This window comes from Marinomonas sp. BSi20584, assembly GCF_002792415.1.
GTDB lineage: Bacteria > Pseudomonadota > Gammaproteobacteria > Pseudomonadales > Marinomonadaceae > Marinomonas > Marinomonas polaris.
Genome location: NZ_KZ454877.1, coordinates 24,319 through 44,171 on the forward strand (window position 1 = coordinate 24,319; position 19,853 = coordinate 44,171).

General features: G+C 42.6%; 14 protein-coding genes. 7 read left to right on the forward strand and 7 right to left on the reverse strand.

Going from position 1 to position 19,853, the window contains the following annotated elements:
• Positions 1 to 2 precede the first annotated feature (2 nt).
• Positions 3 to 2,108 carry an alpha-ketoacid dehydrogenase subunit alpha/beta gene (locus TY87_RS09855; protein ID WP_100186952.1) on the reverse strand — a complete coding sequence of 702 codons (2,106 nt, stop codon included), beginning with the start codon at positions 2,106 to 2,108 and terminating at the stop codon, positions 3 to 5.
• Positions 2,109 to 2,267: 159 nt separating this feature from the next.
• On the opposite strand from TY87_RS09855, the gene TY87_RS09860 reads away from it, so the two are divergent.
• The gene (locus TY87_RS09860) at positions 2,268 to 2,750 is read left to right on the forward strand and encodes an Lrp/AsnC family transcriptional regulator (RefSeq protein WP_072838303.1); all 483 of its coding nucleotides are present in this window, start codon (positions 2,268 to 2,270) and stop codon (positions 2,748 to 2,750) included.
• Between the two features lie 60 nt (positions 2,751 to 2,810).
• Here TY87_RS09860 and mdoH read toward each other — a convergent pair whose 3' ends face one another.
• The gene (mdoH, locus tag TY87_RS09865; protein ID WP_100186953.1) at positions 2,811 to 4,961 is read right to left on the reverse strand and encodes a glucans biosynthesis glucosyltransferase MdoH; all 2,151 of its coding nucleotides are present in this window, start codon (positions 4,959 to 4,961) and stop codon (positions 2,811 to 2,813) included.
• Positions 4,962 to 4,963: 2 nt separating this feature from the next.
• On the reverse strand, positions 4,964 to 6,571 hold the full coding sequence (locus TY87_RS09870; protein WP_232617104.1) for a glucan biosynthesis protein G: 1,608 nt from the start codon (positions 6,569 to 6,571) through the stop codon (positions 4,964 to 4,966).
• Positions 6,572 to 6,853: 282 nt separating this feature from the next.
• On the opposite strand from TY87_RS09870, the gene TY87_RS09875 reads away from it, so the two are divergent.
• Positions 6,854 to 7,624 carry a M90 family metallopeptidase gene (locus tag TY87_RS09875; RefSeq protein WP_100186954.1) on the forward strand — a complete coding sequence of 257 codons (771 nt, stop codon included), beginning with the start codon at positions 6,854 to 6,856 and terminating at the stop codon, positions 7,622 to 7,624.
• A 5-nt stretch (positions 7,625 to 7,629) separates the two neighbouring features.
• On the opposite strand, the gene TY87_RS09880 is transcribed toward TY87_RS09875, so the two are convergent.
• On the reverse strand, positions 7,630 to 8,553 hold the full coding sequence (locus TY87_RS09880) for a LysR family transcriptional regulator (RefSeq protein WP_100186955.1): 924 nt from the start codon (positions 8,551 to 8,553) through the stop codon (positions 7,630 to 7,632).
• A 137-nt stretch (positions 8,554 to 8,690) separates the two neighbouring features.
• Between TY87_RS09880 and TY87_RS09885 the strand changes: the two genes are divergently transcribed.
• The 5 genes from TY87_RS09885 (at position 8,691) to TY87_RS09905 (ending at position 16,127) form a co-directional block, all read left to right on the forward strand.
• Entirely contained in the window at positions 8,691 to 10,607 is a 1,917-nt protein-coding gene (locus TY87_RS09885) for an FAD-binding monooxygenase (RefSeq protein ID WP_100186956.1), read from the forward strand.
• A gap of 281 nt (positions 10,608 to 10,888) precedes the next feature.
• Complete coding sequence (locus TY87_RS09890) at positions 10,889 to 11,809, forward strand: helix-turn-helix domain-containing protein (RefSeq protein ID WP_100186957.1); 921 nt, start codon at positions 10,889 to 10,891, stop codon at positions 11,807 to 11,809.
• A gap of 119 nt (positions 11,810 to 11,928) precedes the next feature.
• On the forward strand, positions 11,929 to 13,320 hold the full coding sequence (locus TY87_RS09895) for an aldehyde dehydrogenase family protein (RefSeq protein WP_100186958.1): 1,392 nt from the start codon (positions 11,929 to 11,931) through the stop codon (positions 13,318 to 13,320).
• 159 nt (positions 13,321 to 13,479) lie between these two features.
• Entirely contained in the window at positions 13,480 to 15,075 is a 1,596-nt protein-coding gene (locus tag TY87_RS09900; RefSeq protein WP_100187062.1) for a GMC family oxidoreductase, read from the forward strand.
• A 266-nt stretch (positions 15,076 to 15,341) separates the two neighbouring features.
• Complete coding sequence (locus TY87_RS09905) at positions 15,342 to 16,127, forward strand: cyclase family protein (RefSeq protein ID WP_100186959.1); 786 nt, start codon at positions 15,342 to 15,344, stop codon at positions 16,125 to 16,127.
• 105 nt (positions 16,128 to 16,232) lie between these two features.
• Here the strand turns inward: TY87_RS09905 and TY87_RS09910 are convergent, their stop codons facing one another.
• The 3 genes from TY87_RS09910 to TY87_RS09920 form a co-directional block, all read right to left on the reverse strand.
• The gene (locus TY87_RS09910) at positions 16,233 to 17,525 is read right to left on the reverse strand and encodes an NAD(P)/FAD-dependent oxidoreductase (protein ID WP_100186960.1); all 1,293 of its coding nucleotides are present in this window, start codon (positions 17,523 to 17,525) and stop codon (positions 16,233 to 16,235) included.
• A gap of 60 nt (positions 17,526 to 17,585) precedes the next feature.
• Positions 17,586 to 18,008, reverse strand: coding sequence for a RidA family protein (locus TY87_RS09915; RefSeq protein ID WP_100186961.1), 423 nt, complete (start codon positions 18,006 to 18,008; stop codon positions 17,586 to 17,588).
• Between the two features lie 92 nt (positions 18,009 to 18,100).
• The gene (locus TY87_RS09920; protein ID WP_100186962.1) at positions 18,101 to 19,240 is read right to left on the reverse strand and encodes an ornithine cyclodeaminase family protein; all 1,140 of its coding nucleotides are present in this window, start codon (positions 19,238 to 19,240) and stop codon (positions 18,101 to 18,103) included.
• Positions 19,241 to 19,853 lie beyond the last annotated feature (613 nt).

Below are 19,853 nucleotides of genomic sequence, written 5' to 3' on the forward strand. Positions count from 1 at the left end.
CCTCACACTTCAATCAGTTTTTTCATGGCGAGAGCGATCTTTTGCTCACTCGGCACGGCTTTTTCTAACAAGAGAAAATTGTGAGGATTAGGAATGTCAGGCATAGTCAATCGTTGAATCGGCGCATCAAGACTAAAGAACAATTCATCGGCTAACGTCGCCGCGATTTCAGCCCCAAACCCAGCGGTTTTATTATCTTCATGAACAATCAAACAACGTCCGGTTTTCTCGACAGAGGCAAGTATCGCTTCTTTATCCCAAGGCTGAATGGTTCGAAGATCAATCACCTCAATACTCATATCAAGACTCGTTGCTGCATTTTGACAACGCTCCACCATCGCGCCCCAACAAACTACCGTTAATGCGATGCCAGTAAGGATCGTTTTCGCTTTTCCAAATGGGATAACATAGTCATCACCAGGATATGGACGACGCGACCAGCTATTATCCAATAAAGATCTATGCTCAAAGAAAATAGTCGGATTATTGTCTCTTAGGGCAAAACGCAGCAAACCAACAGCGTCTTCAGCGTTTGAAGGCATAGCCAATTGCCAACCGACTTTATGCGCCCACTCCACTTCGTCACTCATGGAATGCCATGGATCACCTCGACGGGCAAACCCGCCCGGAATTCTTACAACCATGGGCGCAGCAAATTGGTTATTAGTGCGCCAGCGCATAATGCCGGTATCAGAAAGTTGTTCAGCTGCAGGCTCAGCATATTTGCGGAACTGTATTTCTGGCACTGGCATCAAGCCACTCAACGCCATCCCCACAGAACGACCAATAATCCCTTCTTCAGATAAGCTAGTATCAAATACTCGATTACCGCCAAACTTTTCATTTAGCCCAAGCGTTGCTCCGTGAACACCGCCTTTCGGTCCAACATCTTCGCCGAATACAACCACTTTAGGGTTCGTTTCTAGTTCGTAATCAAGTGTCTTGCGGATCGCCGTTAGCATGTTAAGACGAGAACCTTCAGGCTTAGGCTGATCGCTTTGAGCTGGAAATACATGACCACTTGCCGCTAATCCACCCCGAAGCTGAACCTGATCTTTTTCGGCATAAACAAAGCGTGTAAGATTTTCTGGATCGGGTTGCTGACGCTCCTTCGCTTTATCAACCGCATTACGGATATTACGATAACTTTCGTCTTCCAAATCTTGCCATTCATCTGCGGTCATTAAGCCATTATTTAATAGATAGCTTTTTAGCTTAGGAAGCGGATCTCTGGATTGCTCATCGGCAATAAAGTCAGCATCTTTGTAAGTTTGAGTGTCTTGGAATGTGTGACCACATAAACGCGGGACTTTTAGTCGAAGTAAACAAGTACCTTGTCCAGATCGGACATAGTCGACAGCCTCTTGTATAAGTGCTGGAGTCAATTCCGGGTCGGTTCCGTCGCCATCAATAATCTTCAGATTTTTATAGGCTTTAAGATTCGCCACCTGGTCACCGCCAGGCGTTTGCACTTCCTGAGGTACTGAAATGCCATAACCATTATCTTCAATGTAAAATAAATGCGGTAAGTTGTTGGTCGTTGATATGTTTAATGCCGCCCAAAAACCACTGGTAGACATGGAAGAATCGCCACCCATTGAAACAGCAATAGCGCCCGTATAGCTTGAGTCGTTCAACTGATTTTTGTGATAAAGAATGGATTGCGCCCAACCAGAAATAGGCGAATATTGTGCGCCAACACCGCCACACATAGGGAATAACATAGCGCCTTTTCTATCGGTATTAGGATAGTTACATACTACGCCGATGTCTCTACCATCACTGTAGCCGCCCGCTTTCGCCATAGGCGATGCAACCACTTCATCCAAATCGATCCCAAGACTCATGACAAAAGGTCTAGAACGATAATAGCCACTTGCAGCATCGTGAGGATGTGTCAGCAAAGAACCTAAAATAATCTGAGCAAAGTCATGTCCACGAGCAGAAAACTGGTTAAACACTAACTTTTCTGGCACTAACTCTTTTTCTTCTATCTCATCCAGAGCACGAGATAAAAGCATTAATTGACTAACTTGAAGCCAATTAAATTCAGGCTTTTGACGTATGAAATTTGTGACGTGATTACTTTTTTCTAGCAATTGATTCATAGAGGTACACCATCTTCAGCTGCTTTTCAGCTTTATTGTTATAAGTATGATGTAGTTAATCTTATCTATGATTCAGCGAAATTATCTTTCTTAATTGCCGAGTCTTTGACAGACTGAGCAACAAAGTTTCTTCAAATAACAAAAAATGGAAACACTTTCATGCTCGACAAATTTGACATCAGTATTCTTGCCGCCTTACAAAAAGACGGTCGTTTAAGTAATAGAGATTTAGCAGATAAGATTGGCCTTTCAACCGCACCTTGCTGGCGGCGCTTAAAACGCCTAGAAGAAGAAGGCTATATCAATTGCTATACAGCAGAGTTGAATCCGAAGAAGGTGAACTTAAATGTGATCGCCTTCGCGCAAGTCTCAATGGATAACCATCACCCAGAAACACTGGAACCTTTCCTTTCCATCGTACGCAACTGCCCTGAAATACAGGAATGTCATTCTGTCAGTGGTGATTGTGACTACCTGCTAAAGATCATCACCAGAGACCTAGATAGTTATGATGAGCTTTTGAGCAAACAACTTTTGCAAGCAAAAGGCGTTCGCTCGGTAAACACCATGTTTTCAATGAGACAGCCAAAAATAACAAGGGAATTCCCGTTAAGTGAATTCCCTCTAAGCGACTACTCGTAATATAAAAAAACGGCGCAAAGAGAAACATTTATTAGCCTCTCTTTGCGCCGCAGTCTAGTCTTAAGCCAACACAAACTCTTCTGTCTGTTTGCTCACACGCTTATCTTCTGGCAAGTATTTCTCCATTGCTACCATAAGTTCACGGTGTTGCAAAATAGCGAGACACTCTTTTTCACTGAGATGATCTAACAGGCTTTGAATATTGTTACTGTTAAGGATTTGCCATTCGGCACAAATCCACGCGCGACAAAATTCTTTGTTTGGTTCATCTATTGGCATTTGAGCAAGGTGCCAATAAAAAAGTGTCGCATCAGATGACAAACGTTTTAAAGAAGACAAAGCACCATCAAAATCTAGCTCGCTTTGCGCTTCATCATAGCGACTTTGCATGTTAATAATTGGGTGTGGACGCTTTTCTTCTGGTGCGCGCATAAGGCCCAAGTAATGAATCACATTGCCACGTTTTGCACCGCCACTGATCCAAGATAACGGAATAGACAAAATTAAACCAAAGCTAATTGGCAAAGACCAATAAAACAACTCGATACTTAAAAATAGCGCCCCACTCGCCAATCCTAAGCCCAATAAAGTATGACTACAGTGCGCACGAGCAGCGACTTTCCACGACGTTGCGCCATCGTCACGAGATTGAGGTTTCCAGCCGCTGTCGCGGCCCTTGAAGACATCATAGACAACTTGGAATTGAGACAACATCAGAATCGGCGCGTACAAAGCCGATAGCACGGTCTCTACCAAGGTACTTAAGGTTAGTAATATCGGACCGCCAAATTGCATGCAACGACGGAAGTTCAACATAGCCGACAACCAACCATACACTTTAGGCGCTAATACCAACGCCATAGACAGGATGAATAAAGAACGCGCTTTTTCGAAATCAAACACTGGCCATGTTGGAAACAACGATGGATTAGCAAAATATTCCGGACGAACAAAATACGCCTGAACTGCCAAGGCGAAACCCACCACGATCAGCATCAACCAAAAAACCGCGCTTAGGTAAGACATGATGCCAGATATCAAGTGCAAGCGAGTCGCAAAATGAAAACCTCTAGCAAATACAAAGGCTTTGTGCTGCAAGTTGCCCTGACACCAACGACGATCACGTACAATCACATCCACCAGCGACGGTGGCGCTTCTTCGTAAGACGCTTTCAGATCCGTATCAAAACGCACACCCCAACCTGAACGACGCAATAACGCGGCCTCCATAAAGTCGTGGCTCATCACATGACCACCGAAAGGTGCTTTACCTTCTAAAACTGGCAAGCCACAAGCATCGGCAAATGCTTTGGTACGAATAATGGCATTATGTCCCCAAAAGTTAGAAGAATAACCATGCCACGCCGCCAAACCAGAAGCATAAATAGGACCAAAACAATGGTTGGCAAACTGCTGAATACGGCTATATAAAGTGTTCGCACGAATGATAGTTGGCAAAGTTTGAATCAATCCTAAACCCGGTTCGGCTGCCATACGACGAGTCAGAGAAATAAGGCAATCCGCCCCCATCAAACTGTCGGCATCCAACACAATCATGCATTCATAATCGCCGCCGTAACCCGTTACCCATTCTGCAATGTTGCCAGCTTTACGCTCGGCATTATTGTAACGACGACGGTAATAAATAGGACAAGCCGCAGCGTCATCATTAAGCAAAGGACGAAACGCTTGTTCCTCGGCAATCCATGCATCCGCTCTGTTGGTATCACTTAAAATGAAGAATGCAAACTTGCCCGGAGCTTGTTTCATTAGGTCTTCATGCATGGCTTGGATATTGGCACGAATACGCAGAGGATCTTCATTATAAACAGGTAACAAAATAGCCGTAACGCCTCCTACGTCTTGTTCTTTTCGAGTGCGAGAAAATGGCCACAGCTGGAAAATCAAGCCAAGCGTTGCCTGGGAAAACGCAAAAGAAATCCACGTAAAGTTAATACAAAATAAAACCAAGAACGCCCACTGCAAGCCTGCAATCGCATTGGTATTCAGCACACTGTACATTTCAGTCGCACCGTACCAAGACAACCCAGCAGTGCAAAATAAAACAAACAAACGCGAAAGAAATGTCGTAACGGCAAAACCTTGTAATCTTTTCTTACGAGCTTGGGGAGCTTCATCAACGGTATGACGCGGCATATCCAAAGGCGAAGCTTGCGGCAATGCTAGTTTTGTTGCGCTATCCTTTAACATGATTATTCCTTCATCCAACGATACAGCCAAGTAGGAGCAACGGCGGTATCTCCTTGTTTAAGTTGCACTCTTAACTCTGCCAAGTTGACATCCTCAGGATCAAAAGAAACGTAAACACGGACACCATTTTTATGGGGATTCTTGACGGCTATCGCTTCGAGTATTTTTCCTTTGCTAATGCTGGCGTCAATCGTCAGATCATCAACATTTACATCCGGCATTTTATTGAAATCAATCACTACTTCTGGGTTTGTCTTAAATAGCTTTACGCCTTTTGCACTGCGCACAACACGAGGGTAATCCAATGAAACAGGCGTGTCGTTAGACCAAGTCATCAAATATTGATAAGTATATGATTGGTCTTTTTTAAGCCCATCTTTAGGCTGCCAATACGCAACGATGTTGTCATTGGTCTCAGAATTTGATGGAATCTCTACTAGTTCAACGTGCCCAGCCCCCCAATCATTCATCGGTTTAATCCAAGCAGAAGGACGAGTGTGATAGCTGGCTTCTAAATCCTGATAGTCTTCAAACTTACGATGACGTTGGATTAGGCCAAAGCCTTTTGGCGAGGTATCACTAAAGGCGCTAACTTGCAGTGATTTTGGGTTATTCAGAGGTCGCCAAAGCATCTCGTCTTTACCGGTTAAAATCTGTAAACCATCAGAGTCGTGAACAGCAGTACGGTAATCAGGCACATCCGAAACATCCAGTGAGCTGTTGTACATGAACATCGATGTCAACGGAGCAATACCCACATTTTTCAAATCAACTCGTGGAAACAACGTCGCTTTTACATCGATACGAGTCGGCTTTCCTGGATAGATGCCGAAACGATAAGCTCCAGTAACACTCTTACTGTCCAATAAAGCATGAACAACAATCGCATCTTGGCTTGATGATGGACGTTCAATCCAAAACTGCTTGAACATTGGGAACTCTTCACCCTTTGGCTGGGCAACATCTACAGCAAGGCCTCGGGCTGACAAGCCATAAGACTGACCTTTAGAAACTGCACGAAAATAACTAGCGCCTTGAAAAACAGCAAATTCATCATTCGTGTTCGCATCATTAATTGGGTAATGCAAACGTAATCCGGCATATTTTCCAACCTGAGAAATCAGCTTACTAATCTCTGCATTCGGTGTGGTAAAAGAATCTGACGATACATTCAAGGGAAAAGCACGGCCATTTTCCACGACATCAATAGAGACTAAATCTTTAAATATAAAACCAGGAGCAAAAAGCTGAACTGAAAATTTTGTTAGCGTGTTTCCCCAAACCGCTTGGTTTTGCTGGAAATTAATTTGTCGATAGGTAGGATAATCCATCTCAGTCAGCGCTTGCGGTGCTTTCTCCGCAGGCTTCATTGGAGATTGAGCCAACTCTTTCGCCAAATCGATAACCGTTTGATTTGAAAAAGCATACCCTTTTGACTCTTGCTCTAATTGAACGCTTTCAGCCACAGGAACAGAATCCACCTTAATATCAGACTCTTCAGCTTGTGCATGACCTATTAAGTTAATTAATAAGGATGTTAATAAAGATCTTTTTATAAGCCAAAACGAATTGGCGCGCATGTGAGATAAAGAAGTAAAAAATAATTTCAAAAGAAGCTCTCTCGTTGCTTAATTGGACTTAACCAATCCTCAACATAAGGATGACGTCATAAATTTGACACTCATGATATAAGTAAACTCGCGCGAGATTAAGGCAGCAAAGTCGGAGGAATTCATAAGAATTAAGGAGAGATTGTGCTTAAGGAAGTTTAATGATGCTTATTATCATTAAACTACATCTCTCAACCGACTAATGCGCACAACTAATTCACTTACTCGACTGATATTGAACAATATATTAAACAAGCCTTCGTATTCAATAGAGATAAAATAATGTTCAAACAACTCAATAATTGGCTGGAAAAACGGCGAATCAAAGCAATGGGATTTACCATAGAACAATGGGAATCCGCCATTGCTGATTGGCCCGTTATGAACCGTTACCAAGGCGCTGAACGTGACACACTTCGTGATATGAGCTTTCATTTCCTTGCTCGTAAAGGTGTTACTCCTGGTGCCGAATTTCAATTCACTGAAGCGATGTGCCTAAAACTTGCCACTATGGCGTGTGTGCCTATTTTGCATCTCGGTTTAGATTGGTACGACCACTGCAAAACCATCATTTTGTACGAAGGAGACTTTATCACCAACCACCCTTATCAAAGTGAAGATGGTGTCGTACACGCGGAAGGTCGAGGGTTAAGCGGCGAAGCATGGCAGAGAGGCCCCTTGATTCTTTCGTGGGAATCCATCCTAGAAACGGGCGCTCATGCACGTCATGGCAAAGCCAGTAATGTGGTCATTCATGAATTCGCACATAAATTAGACATGCTTCGTGATGGCGCTAATGGCGCACCGCCGATGCACCCGGATATGAAGCCCGGGGAATGGCATGACATATTCACCGCTGCCTTCCAACGCCTACAAAATGACTGGCAGCATCACAAACACTTACCACTGGATGAATATGCACTAACCAACCCTGCCGAGTTCTTCGCGGTGTGCAGTGAAACCTTTTTTGAAGATCCTAAAATGATGAAAAAAGAGATGCCTGATGTTTACCGACTACTGTGCCAATTTTATCGTCAGCAGCCGGCGCCCTGACTAGGTCATAGGTCCAATTCAAATGTCGATACAGTGTCGTCCAGTGTTTGCATAAAACCACGAATCAATTCATGAACTTTCATGCACTCAGGGCGCTCCAAATTATCAACTCTTGACCAAAGCGCGATGTCTCGCCTTGGTCCTTTTGGTCCTGGCACCTTGATCAATTGATCGATTTCAACCGCTCCAGTCATTAAGGCTAAACGAGCAGGTAGACGAACCAATACATCGGACGTATTTAAAAGGTGTAAAACCGAGCGAATACTTCCCGTAAACGCCATGCTGGCAGCTTTGAGCCCGATAATCTCACTAGGCCGATCAAGAAAGCCGGCATTTGCTCCTGCCGCTATCCAATGTTGCTTCTCCAAAATCTCTTGAGAAATAACGGTATCCCTTCCTCTCAGAGCCGATTTTTTCCCAACAAAAACACCGGAGCGATCTCGAAACAACAACTGTCTATCGAGCGCCCCTTGCTTAACTGTAAGGTGCGCAGGCGCCAATAAAAAATCGAGTTCACCCTTTTGTAATAACTCAATCTGCGCGGCCGCGGAGCCCGTCCTAAAGTGAAAGACATAACGCTTTTCTTGCATAAAATAGGCGGTCATTTGCTCTACCGTGGCAAATTCCCAAAGCGGATCAATACCAATCACAAATTCATTATGATAGCCGCTATGAAACTGTCGAATGACCTCTTCACCTTGTTCTGTTTCAGCCAAAATCCTTTCGCCAATTTGCGCTAATCTTGCACCAATTTCGGTAGGCTGTACGCCATAACGCGTTCGAACAAGCACTGGTGCACCGACTCTCATTTCCAACTGCTGAATACTACGCGTCAATGTTGGCTGAGTTATATACAGCTGCTCACAAGCTCGACTAAGAGAGCCCTGCTTCACAACGATGGCTAATTGCTTCAATAAGTTAGGATTCATCTATGCGTTTTCTATTAGTCTTGAGATAAAAATCTATTTTTACTTATACCTTGAATACATTAAAGTCATTTCTATTCCAGACAGCAAATATTTTAATTTCTAATAGCCAGCCACAGACAATAATAAGAGGACAATCCATGCAATTTTATCAACAAGGCTTTCACCCAGGCGATCCTAAAATTACAGATCCTGCAGATCGAGTCATCGCTCCGCCTTTAAAACATCCACTGCCATCAGAAGTAGATGTAATGATCGTGGGTTGTGGTCCTGCAGGGCTCAATCTCGCCGCGCAGTTGTCCAAATTTGCCTCTATTTCTACCTGTATTGTCGAACAAAAAGACGATCGTTTATTAGTAGGTCAAGCTGATGGTATTGCTTGTCGTACCATGGAAATGTTTGAAGCCTATGACTTCGCAGATCAAATTAAGCAAGAAGCCTACTGGGTAAACGAAACCGCTTTTTGGAAACCTAATACTGAACAACCAAAGCAAATTGCACGCAGTAGCAAAATTCAAGACGTGGAAGATGACTTATCTGAAATGCCTCATGTCATCATCAACCAAGCCAGAGTGCATGATGCCTTTCTTGATGTGATGCGCCACGGGCCAGGAAAAGTCGTTCCTCATTACTCCCGCCAACTACTCAATCTTGAAGTCGATTCAACAGTCACAGACTACCCGGTGACACTGACGTTTGAACGCTTAGACTCTCAACATCTTGGCATGATCGAGACGGTTAAAGCCAAATACGTGGTTGGGTGTGACGGTGCTCGGAGCACAGTACGTAAATCCATTGGCCGTGAATTGGTCGGCGACTCTATCAATCAAGGATGGGGCGTTATGGATGTATTGGCAGTAACCGACTTTCCTGATATTCGCCTAAAATCAGCGATTCATTCCAGTAATGAAGGCAACATGCTGATCATTCCGCGCGAAGGCGGTTACATGGTGCGCTTGTATATTGAGCTGGACAAACTAAAAAATAATGAACGACTCAGCAAGCAATCAATCACAACCGATTACCTTATTGCTGCAGCAAACCGCATCATGCATCCGTACACCATTGAAGTGAAAGAAATCGCTTGGTGGAGCGTGTATGAAATCGGCCAGCGGCTTACTACCGCATTTGATGACGCCGAAGATGGTCGATTACCTCATGTATTTTTAGCTGGCGACGCTTGTCACACTCACAGCCCAAAAGCGGGGCAAGGACTGAATACTTCAGTCAATGACACATGGAATTTGGGCTGGAAACTTGCCCATGTGCTAACAGGAAGAGCAAATGCAGAATTACTGCAGTCTTATTCTTTCGAAAGACAAACTGTGGCTCAGCAATTAATCGATTTCGATCGCGAGTTTTCGAAAATGTTCAGCGCCAAACCTAAATCTGCGACCAATCCGGATGGTGTTGATCCAACCGCCTTTCAGCAATACTTTGTTCAATTTGGTCGCTTCACCGCTGGTACCGCCATTCACTATCCGCAGTCAGACTTGGTATCGTCTGGACAACATCAAGGTTTAGCAACAGGACAAACCATTGGTATGCGTTTTCATTCTGCCAAAGTAACTCGCCATGCTGATGCGAAACCAGTACACCTTGGTCACAGCATGAAAGCTGATGGTCGTTGGCACATTCTCGCCTTTGCAGGAGAGCAAAACTTCATGAGCGATACTTGCAAAGTTAAAGCGCTATGCGAGTTTTTACAAAACAATCCGTCATCCCCTATCCAGCGTTTTACACCAAAAGATGCAGATATCGATGCCATAATCAATGTGCAAGCTGTCTTCCAAGTACCTCATCGGGAAATAGAAGTAGCCGATATTCATTCGCTTTTACAGCCATCAAAAGGCTGCCTCGGATTAAAAGATTATGAAAAAGTCTACAGCGCTCTTTGTGAAGAGAACTCGTTCTATGACAAACGAGGAATCGACAAGAAAAACGGCTGCATAATCATCGTTCGACCTGACCAATATGTGGCAGACGTTCTGCCATTAGACGATCATGATGGTTTAACAAGCTTCTTTGAGAAGGTATTACTTAACATAGCTTCCTAGTCTAGGAATTTAAGCAGAAACAAAAAGCCGGACAATAGTTCGGCTTTCTTGATTTACACTCTGTTTAAGGAAAGCAGTAAGCATAAACAATGGTAGGCCTATACATTAATATTATGTAGACAAAATATTTCTCATGCTGATACCAGTATAAACAACAGCCAATAGGATACGATAAAATACTAATAGTTTCATTTTATGTATCTTATTGTGCTACATTTTTGTAAGTGGAGTTCAAAAATAAATTTCTAAAAATAAAAATATATGAATTCAATGAGGTCTAGATGGAACCACTTATTCAATCTCATCATAACCTGTTACCAGTAGAAATTTTCACCTCAGAAATCCGTAAAGTGTGCGGACAATTCGATGTCGAACCCAAGTCAAGAACAGGTATGATTGATGGAGGAGTAACTACCAAACGCTTCGGGGCTTTTGATACAGCAATTGTAGACATTAATTCTGTTCAAATAAAAAGGGATAAAAAAGCCATACGCCAAGACCCTGGAGAATACTTTTTCCTTTTAGTGCAAGACTTAGGGTGCAGCCATGTCCAACAAGAAGAAAATATAACAAAATTGCGACCAGGCGATATGTTTCTTGTCGATTCAGTGAAACCATCATCATTCCGATATGACAATAACAGATCTCGCCAAATATCCTTTCACATCCCTCGAGATGAAGCGATGCATCGCTTTGGCAATATTGGCTATGGTGGCATTAGCATATCGCGAGATGACCCCCTCTGGTTAGCAATACATTCTGTCTTGAGAAAAATGATTACATCTGACGATACGCACCAACAGTCTTTAGGTGATGCTTTTCTTAGTTTAATCAGTGCATACCTTCACACCACATATAATGTTAGCCATATAGAGCCAAGCGAACAGCTACTTTCAAGAGCGTTAGCGCTTATCGATAAACACTGTTTAAACTCAAGCTTTTCTCCACGTGATGTTGCATATCATTTAAATATTTCTGAACGAACCCTACAAAGGCACTTTCAAATTTTAGGCGAAACACCAAGACATAGGATTATTAATACGAGACTTGAACACGCTCACACTAGACTATGTTTACGAAAAGAAGGGGTATTAAATGAAAGTGTGACCGATATTGCACTTAGCTCAGGATTCAACGATTTATCTTATTTTTATCGCGAATTCAGAAAAAAATACCATATAACACCGGGGTCAACGCAATAGTGACGTAATTGTCCAATAGCGTTGTCGGATAAGTCCAAGTCCCCACGGTTAAAATTTTTTTATCATCCTTGTTACTCGCTATTTGTTAACGCACCGAGCAACTATGGAGAATAAAAATAATGAACAGTTCCATTTCAAATAGAGCAGATGATGCAAGTTTCGATGTCCTAAACCCTTCTACAGGCCAAATTGTTGGTCATACAGCAAATATGGGAAATGAAGAATTAAATATAGCGGTGGAATCCGCTAAAACCGCTTTCCTATCTTGGTCTTCGCTGGCTGATGACGAACTTAAAAAGAGATGCCTTGCAATAACTAAGAAAATAGAAGATCACTCCGAAGAACTGGCAAAACTAATAACCCTTGAACAAGGAAAACCATTAAATGGTTTAGGTTCTCGCTGGGAGATAGGAGCCGCTGTAGCTTGGGCTGGATATACATCTAATCTATCTATTCCCGTCAAAGTATTACAAGACACCGAAGATGGAAAAGTGGAACTACACCGAAAACCACTTGGCGTTATCGGCTCGATCACACCATGGAACTTTCCTGTATTAATCGCAATTTGGCATGTAATACCGGCACTAAGAACAGGTAATACTGTTGTGATTAAACCCTCACCAAATACCCCTCTATCTACAATTCGTCTAATAGAAATAATGCAGGAAGTATTACCTCCCGGTGTTGTTAATGTCGTAACAGGTGACGATAAAGAATTCAACTTAGGCGCAGCAATGTCTGCACACCCTGATATAAGAAAAATTGTTTTCACTGGCTCATGTGCAACAGGTAAAAAAGTAATGAAGTCCGCTGCCGACAGCATGAAAAGACTCACCTTAGAGCTAGGTGGTAATGATGCTGGCATTGTTTTACCGGATGTCGATCCTAATGCCATTGCAGAAGGCTTATTCTGGGGGGCGTTCATTAACAATGGACAAACCTGTGCTGCAATGAAGCGACTATATGTTCATGAGTCAGTGTATGACGCTGTATGTGAATCACTTGTTGAATTTGCTAAAAAAATACCCGTTGGTGACGGTATGAATGAATCAAGCATATTAGGCCCAATCCAAAATAAAGCACAGTTTGATAAAGTTTCACGCTTGATTTCAGAAGCCAAAGAGCAAGGAAAGGTGCTATTAGGAGGCGAGCCTGGAAAAGGTCTTTTCTACCCTCCAACAATTATTTCCGATTTGAAAAATGGAGATTCCTTGGTTGATGAGGAACAATTCGGACCAGTATTACCTATTGTAAAGTATTCCAATCTAGATGAAGCGATTCGTCTTGCCAATGACTCACCTAATGGCTTAGGTGGGTCTATTTGGTCATCAAATATCGAAGCGGCGAAAAGCATTGCTAACCGATTAGAATGCGGCTCAGTTTGGATTAATAAGCATGGTGCTATTCAACCGAATGCCCCCTTCGGAGGCGTTAAATCATCTGGTATCGGTGTAGAGTTTTCAGATGAAGGCTTAATGGAATATACCGATATTCAGGTTATTTTTAGCTAATTCTTACTAGTCAATGCTCAAAATTGGAATGGCCTCAGTCATAACACTATATGAGAACCATTCCCCTGAAATAGTCTACTAAATAATAGTGAGTTAATTATGACGGATAAAAAAACAAAAAAAATCGACTTATCACGACGCAGCTTTATTGGGCATACTATGGTGGCATCTGGAGTATTAGCTCTAGGTGGTGGCCTTTTAGGAGCTAGTATTAATTTGGCTAATGCTGCTGAGAATTCATATGATTACATCATTTGTGGAGCAGGCTCCGCAGGATGCGTACTTGCAAATAGATTAACAGAAAACGGCGCTAGCGTGCTCCTTATTGAAGCTGGCGGACCTGACAATAGTGAAAAAATATCTACTCCTATGCGTTTAATAGAACTATGGGGGACAGCGTACGATTGGGGTTATTCAACGGTGCCACAAGAACATGCCCATGGTCGTTCACTTTATTGGCCAAGGGGTAAAGTACTCGGTGGCTCATCTTCTCTAAATGGCATGATTTATGTAAGAGGTAACGCCTCAGATTATAACCAGTGGGCAAGCGAATTCGGTTGTACCGGTTGGGACTACGACTCGATTTTGCCCTACTTTAAAAAATCAGAAGATTTTTCTGGTGGAGAAAACCACTACCATGGTGTAGGTGGTCTACTTCATGTTACTAGCGAATTCACACCTCACCCTGTTACAAAAGCAATTGTAGAAGCCGCTCAACAAGCAGGACTAGCATATAACAATGATACCAATGGAGCTTCTCAAGAAGGGGTTGCATTTACCGACCTTAATACTAGGAATGGGAAACGTGATTCAACGGCAGTCGCTTTTTTACGCCCTGCTCTTGAACGTCAAAACTTGGCACTAATAACCAATGCTCGAGTTCATAAAGTAGAGATAGAGAAAGGCAGAGCGACAGGTGTAACATATATGCAAGAAGGTAAGAAACAAACCGTCTCTGCTAAAAAAGAAGTCATAGTATGTGGTGGGGCAATTGAGAGTCCACGTATTTTAATGCTCTCAGGAATAGGTCCAAAGCAAGAACTTGAAAAGCTTGGGATTGCAGTAAAAGTTGACCTACCAGGTGTAGGTAAAAATTTACACGATCACACCCTATGCCCTGTAATTTATGAAGGAGCAAAAGAAATACCGCCACCAACAGACATGTCAATCCAGATTCTTCATGGACATTGCTTCGTAAAATCAAAAGAAAGCTTACCTGGACCTGATATGCAACCACTATTTTTTCATGTTCCCTACTACGCACCAGAACAAGAAAAACCAACAATGAACGCATATTCTTTGTGTGCCGCAGGAGTTCGACCAACAGCTCGTGGCAGCATCACTCTGCGTTCGTCAAACCCAGAAGATGAAATGAACATCGATCCTCAGGTTCTACAAACGAAGAATGATGTTGATATTCTAGTCCAATCAATTAAACAAATGCGGGAAATCAACTCACAGCCTGCACTAGATGAATGGAGAGGACGAGAAATTTATCCTGGACCATCCGTTCAAACGGACGAGCAGCTGGCTGAATATGCGCGTTCGGCAGTATTATCTTACCACCACCAAAATGGCTCTTGTAAAATGGGTATTGATGCAATGTCGGTTGTAGATCCTCAATTAAGAGTAAAAGGCATCAAAGGACTAAGAGTAGCAGACGCCTCTATATTCCCTTATGTCATGGCTGGCAATACAAATGCACCTGTCATCATGGTCGCAGAGAAAGCGGCCGACATGATTAAAGCGAGCTAAACTCATTTAAGCTATCACCAATATAAGTCGTCGAACCACCCCAAAGCCGTATTTAGAGCATAAATCTAAATACGGCTTTTAAGTCAAAATCAAACTAGAATCTGATCAACTCCATAAAAAACATCTAAAAGTCAAGTTGATAATATCGACAGATAACATCGCTATTATCAACTTAATGATACTACCTTTTTTCCTTACTATTGAATGATAAAAATTGAATAGCTGTCATTTGGCTACGACACAATAATAAAAAGAGGTATAGATACATGAAACCATCCAGCACCCGACGTATTGTCGACTTATCCGTCACTTTGGATAACAATCCTTATACCGATCCACCACCGCTATTACCTAAAATTGATTACACCGATCACCAACAAGGCTGGCCTGAAATGGCGGGTATGTTCCCAGGTCTTAAAAAAGAAGACATGCCAGGTAACGAGGCTTGGGCCGTCGAAAAAATGGTGATGAGCGCCCATAATGGCACTCATATGGACGCTCCTTGGCATTATGCGTCCACAACCGATGGCGGAAAACCCGCTTATGGCATTGACAGGTTACCTTTAGATTGGTGCTTACAAGCTGGGGTAAAATTGGATTTTCGCAATTTCCCTGATGGCCATATCATTACTGCCGCAGAAGTAGAAGCAGAGCTAAAGCGCATTAAACACGAGCTACAACCACTCGATATCGTATTGGTAAATACTCGTGCTGGCGCTATTTACGGTGAAGCGGGCTATTTAGAGGCTGGCATAGGGATGGGACGTGAAGCCACCATGTATTTATTAGAGCGTGGCGTTCGTGTGGTCGGGACCGACGCATGGAGCTGGGATGCGCCATTCAAATACACTCGTGAAAAGTTCGCTGAATCGGGTGATGCATCCATCATTTGGGAAGGCCATAAAGCTGGTCGAGATATTGGCTATGGCCAAATGGAAAAACTGTCTAACCTAGAAAGCTTACCTGCCAACGGTTTTATAGTGTCTTGCTTCCCTTACAAGATCAAAAATGGTTCCGCCGGTTTCATCCGTGCTGTCGCTATTTTTGATTAACTAGAAATTAGATTTAATCATACTAAAATAGAATGCTCAGTTTAGAGCATTCTATTTTTCTTTAATAACGGTCCATAAAAGAGACTTGTTCTTTTCGTATCGTTCCTAAAGTCGTTCAAACCGATAAGGAGTTGGGTCAATAATAGGCTCCATGTTTGAGATTAGGTCTGCCGCTAATTGTCCTGCCGCTGGCCCTGTTCCAAAACCATGCCCTGAAAAACCTGTTGCGACAGTCAAACCCGGTATGGATTTAACATGATCAATCACCGGATTTGAGTCAGGTGTGACGTCAATAATTCCTGCCCATGCTTCAGCAATTTCTGCTTTTTCAAAAATAGGCCAAGCCTGTCTAAGATTGTTTAAAGCCTGCTGATTCAAGTCTGCATTAAATTGGGGGTCATTCGTTCTGATTTTTTCGAAAGGCGTACAACTTTTTCCATTCCAGCGGCGAGATAACCCTAAATCCTTGAAGAAATAACTTCCCATTGAGACATTCAGAAAACTACGCTGAGTACGAAGCTGATCAAGATATTTATGACCAATCAACATATGATCAAGTGTAATCGGAGCATCCAATTTCCCCCGTTGCGTAATGATATAGCCGCCATCTTGATGTTTACGGAAAGAGAAGTCTGGGCCACCAATGGCAATATTGGTAGGGCCTTCCATTGGTTTGGTACGCAGAACGGAACAAATTAAAGGAAGTGTTGGGAATGAAATACCAAGGTTACCTAAGAAGCGTCTTGACCAAGCGCCACCCGCTAGCAAAACTTGTTCGCAGCGAATTTCGCCTTTTTCAGTAACGACTCCGCTGATTTTTCCACCTTCGGTCGACAAAGTTCGAACAGCACACTGCTGAACGATAACAGCACCCTTTTCAATCGCGGCATTAGCAATGGCTGAAGCGGCAATTGAAGGTTCGGCATTACCATCTGAAGGGGTATAAATACCGCCAAGCCAGTTACCTTTTCCGCCCGGAGCCAATTCATCAATCTCTTGAGGAGTCACCATTCTAGAATCCAATGAAAGCGATTCTACAGACTTCAACCAGCTCTTATGCATCTCAAGTTGTGGTTCTGTTTTCGCTAGAAACATAATGCCAGCTTGTTTATAACCGACATCACGCCCGACTCGACTTGGCATCTCAGCCCAGAGTTTATCAGCAGCTTGCGCCAAGGGAACATCATGTAAGTGACGGTTAGTTTTACGAATCCAGCCTAAATTGCGTGAAGATTGTTCGCCAGCAATATGACCTTTTTCCAAAAGCACAACAGGTATATTTCGTTCAGCTAAAGCAAGAGCGGCAGTCACTCCAACAATGCCACCTCCAATGATAACAACGCGGGTTGAATCAGGAAGTTGATCTGGAGTCTCAACCTTTTCGAGTGTTTTTGTCATAACTTTTTTCCTGAAGGCATAGAAAGGTTAAAGTTCGTTCTAACCTCCCTTAATAAGCTGTTATTGGCCGATGATAATTTCTTCAACATTCGCGGTAGATGCACCACGATACGCAGTAACTTCGATCTCAACTTTGTAGACAGTTGAACCTAATGGAGGGCAAGTCGCTGTCGACGCAGGGTTAATCCCTTTGAATTTGGTGCCAATAAAGCCCATCACATCATGAATGTGTGCTGGGTCTTGAATAAACACGCGAGACATAACCACGTCTGCTAAAGTTGCGCCAACAGAAGCAAGAGCACGTTCGATGTTTTTAAATACTTGTTCTGTTTGCTCAATTACATCTTCAGGTATTTCTTGTGTATCAGGATTACGGCCAGCAGTATTGGAAACATAAATCCAATTATCTACTGCAACCAAACGTGAGTAGCTTGCACTTTCTTCGAATTTTGAGCCTGTTTTAACTTTTACGATCTTAGTCATATGCTTTACCTAACATTAAATCTAAATAATATGGTTTGGGAAAATGAGGGTATCTGGTGAATCAGCAACAGAGCCCAATAAACTTAAACGGCTTAACGCAATACAGGGACATCCCATAAGTTCAGCTTCACACCAATGCCTTTTTCAAGGGCATTACGGTAGACAACCGTTGCCCATGCCACGTCTTCAACTGGCATGCCGCCCACAGAAAGAATGATAATTTCCTCCTCGTTCTCACGAGCAGGCGAGTCACCTGAAATAATTTTGCCAAGGTCTTCGATATCGTCATGGGTTAACTTGCCTTCTGCAATCATGTCCATGCAGCGAACACCCACAAGCGGAATCACACAATGAGCAGGTTTAGGCACTTCCTCGTACCAAGCCTCATACAAACCAGTGTTATCAAGGACTTTACGAACGTCTTTTTGCTCCATGCCATCATCTAAACTACAGCTCGCAGGCATAGCTAAGAACGCACCGGGTTTCACCCACTCACGCTTAACAATTGGGTAAGTAGTTGGATCGCCAACCTCTCCAGAATTACAGTAGGAAACTAAATCTGAATCACGAACAACTGCCTCAACACTATCGACGATTTCAATAGTCGTTACTTGCGGAAAGGTTTCTTTAACCCAATCAATAAAGCTGTCTAGGTTCTTTTGGCCACGACCTTTAACTTTAATCGTATCGACTTTAGGACAGGCCGCAATGAAGGCCGCTACGGTCGTCTTACCCATTACACCGGGACCAAGAAGACCAATGACTTTTGAGTCTTTACGAGCAAGATAACGTGCACCAACACCGGGAATAGCACCGGTTCGGTAAGCGGACAGCAAATTAGCTGACATATAAGCCAAAGGTGCTCCGGTATCGATGTCATTCAAAATCATCATCAAGATAGAACGAGGTAAACCTTTCTCTCGGTTGGCGATGTTTGAGCCATACCATTTCACCCCAGAGGTTTGGAAATTCCCGCCAAGATAAGCTGGCATCGCCATCAAACGACGATCTGCGGTTGGTTTTGGCATGGTAGGAAAAGGAGATTCATCAGGAAAGGTAATCATGGCACCATGAGAATCATTATTGGGGCCTGCCATACGGTAATCGCCTGTATACAAAAGCCCAAACATCTCTTCCATGGTATCCACACAACTCGGCATATCCGTTACACCAGCTTTGATCATGTCTGGCTCAGAAAGGTAAATAAAATCGATTTTCGTATTCTCGGTCATGGGTATACCTATTAAAATTTAGTTTATATTTTTATATTAATAATTATTTTTTCGAATAATAAATAAACACACAATTAAAATATTAATATTAAATTTTTCTGACATATTTATTATGTATGACGTAAATTATTTTTAACTCTCTTACTAATAAAAGAAATTAAAATGAAAGACCCCTCATCCTATATATAAAAAAACACCATTAACATATCCCTTTAGGGACATTTATAGCGCGTCATAGACAAGCTAAGCACTTTTCTAAGATCAACTTTGATCTAGGGACAGGCATGAGATGGATACTTGTAGTAAGAACAAATAAACGACCGTATAAAAAAGATTGGAGATTCAATAGACATTTGGAGTTGAGAAACAACACTTCCACTATCTATAGCCATCAAGGGCAATAAATATAACTCCCCCGCGCTAATCAACTAACGCAACATGGAGCTAAATCTACAGTACGTGTAGACACCACAACGCAATGACTTGAACGGTTGAATAAGTCAGCAGTTTGCTTGCTAAAACAGCTATATAAAAAATATGGAGTGCCACCATAGTTATTTTAGTTTTTTGTATTAGGATATTTATTTAACATGTTAATAATATCGATAATAAA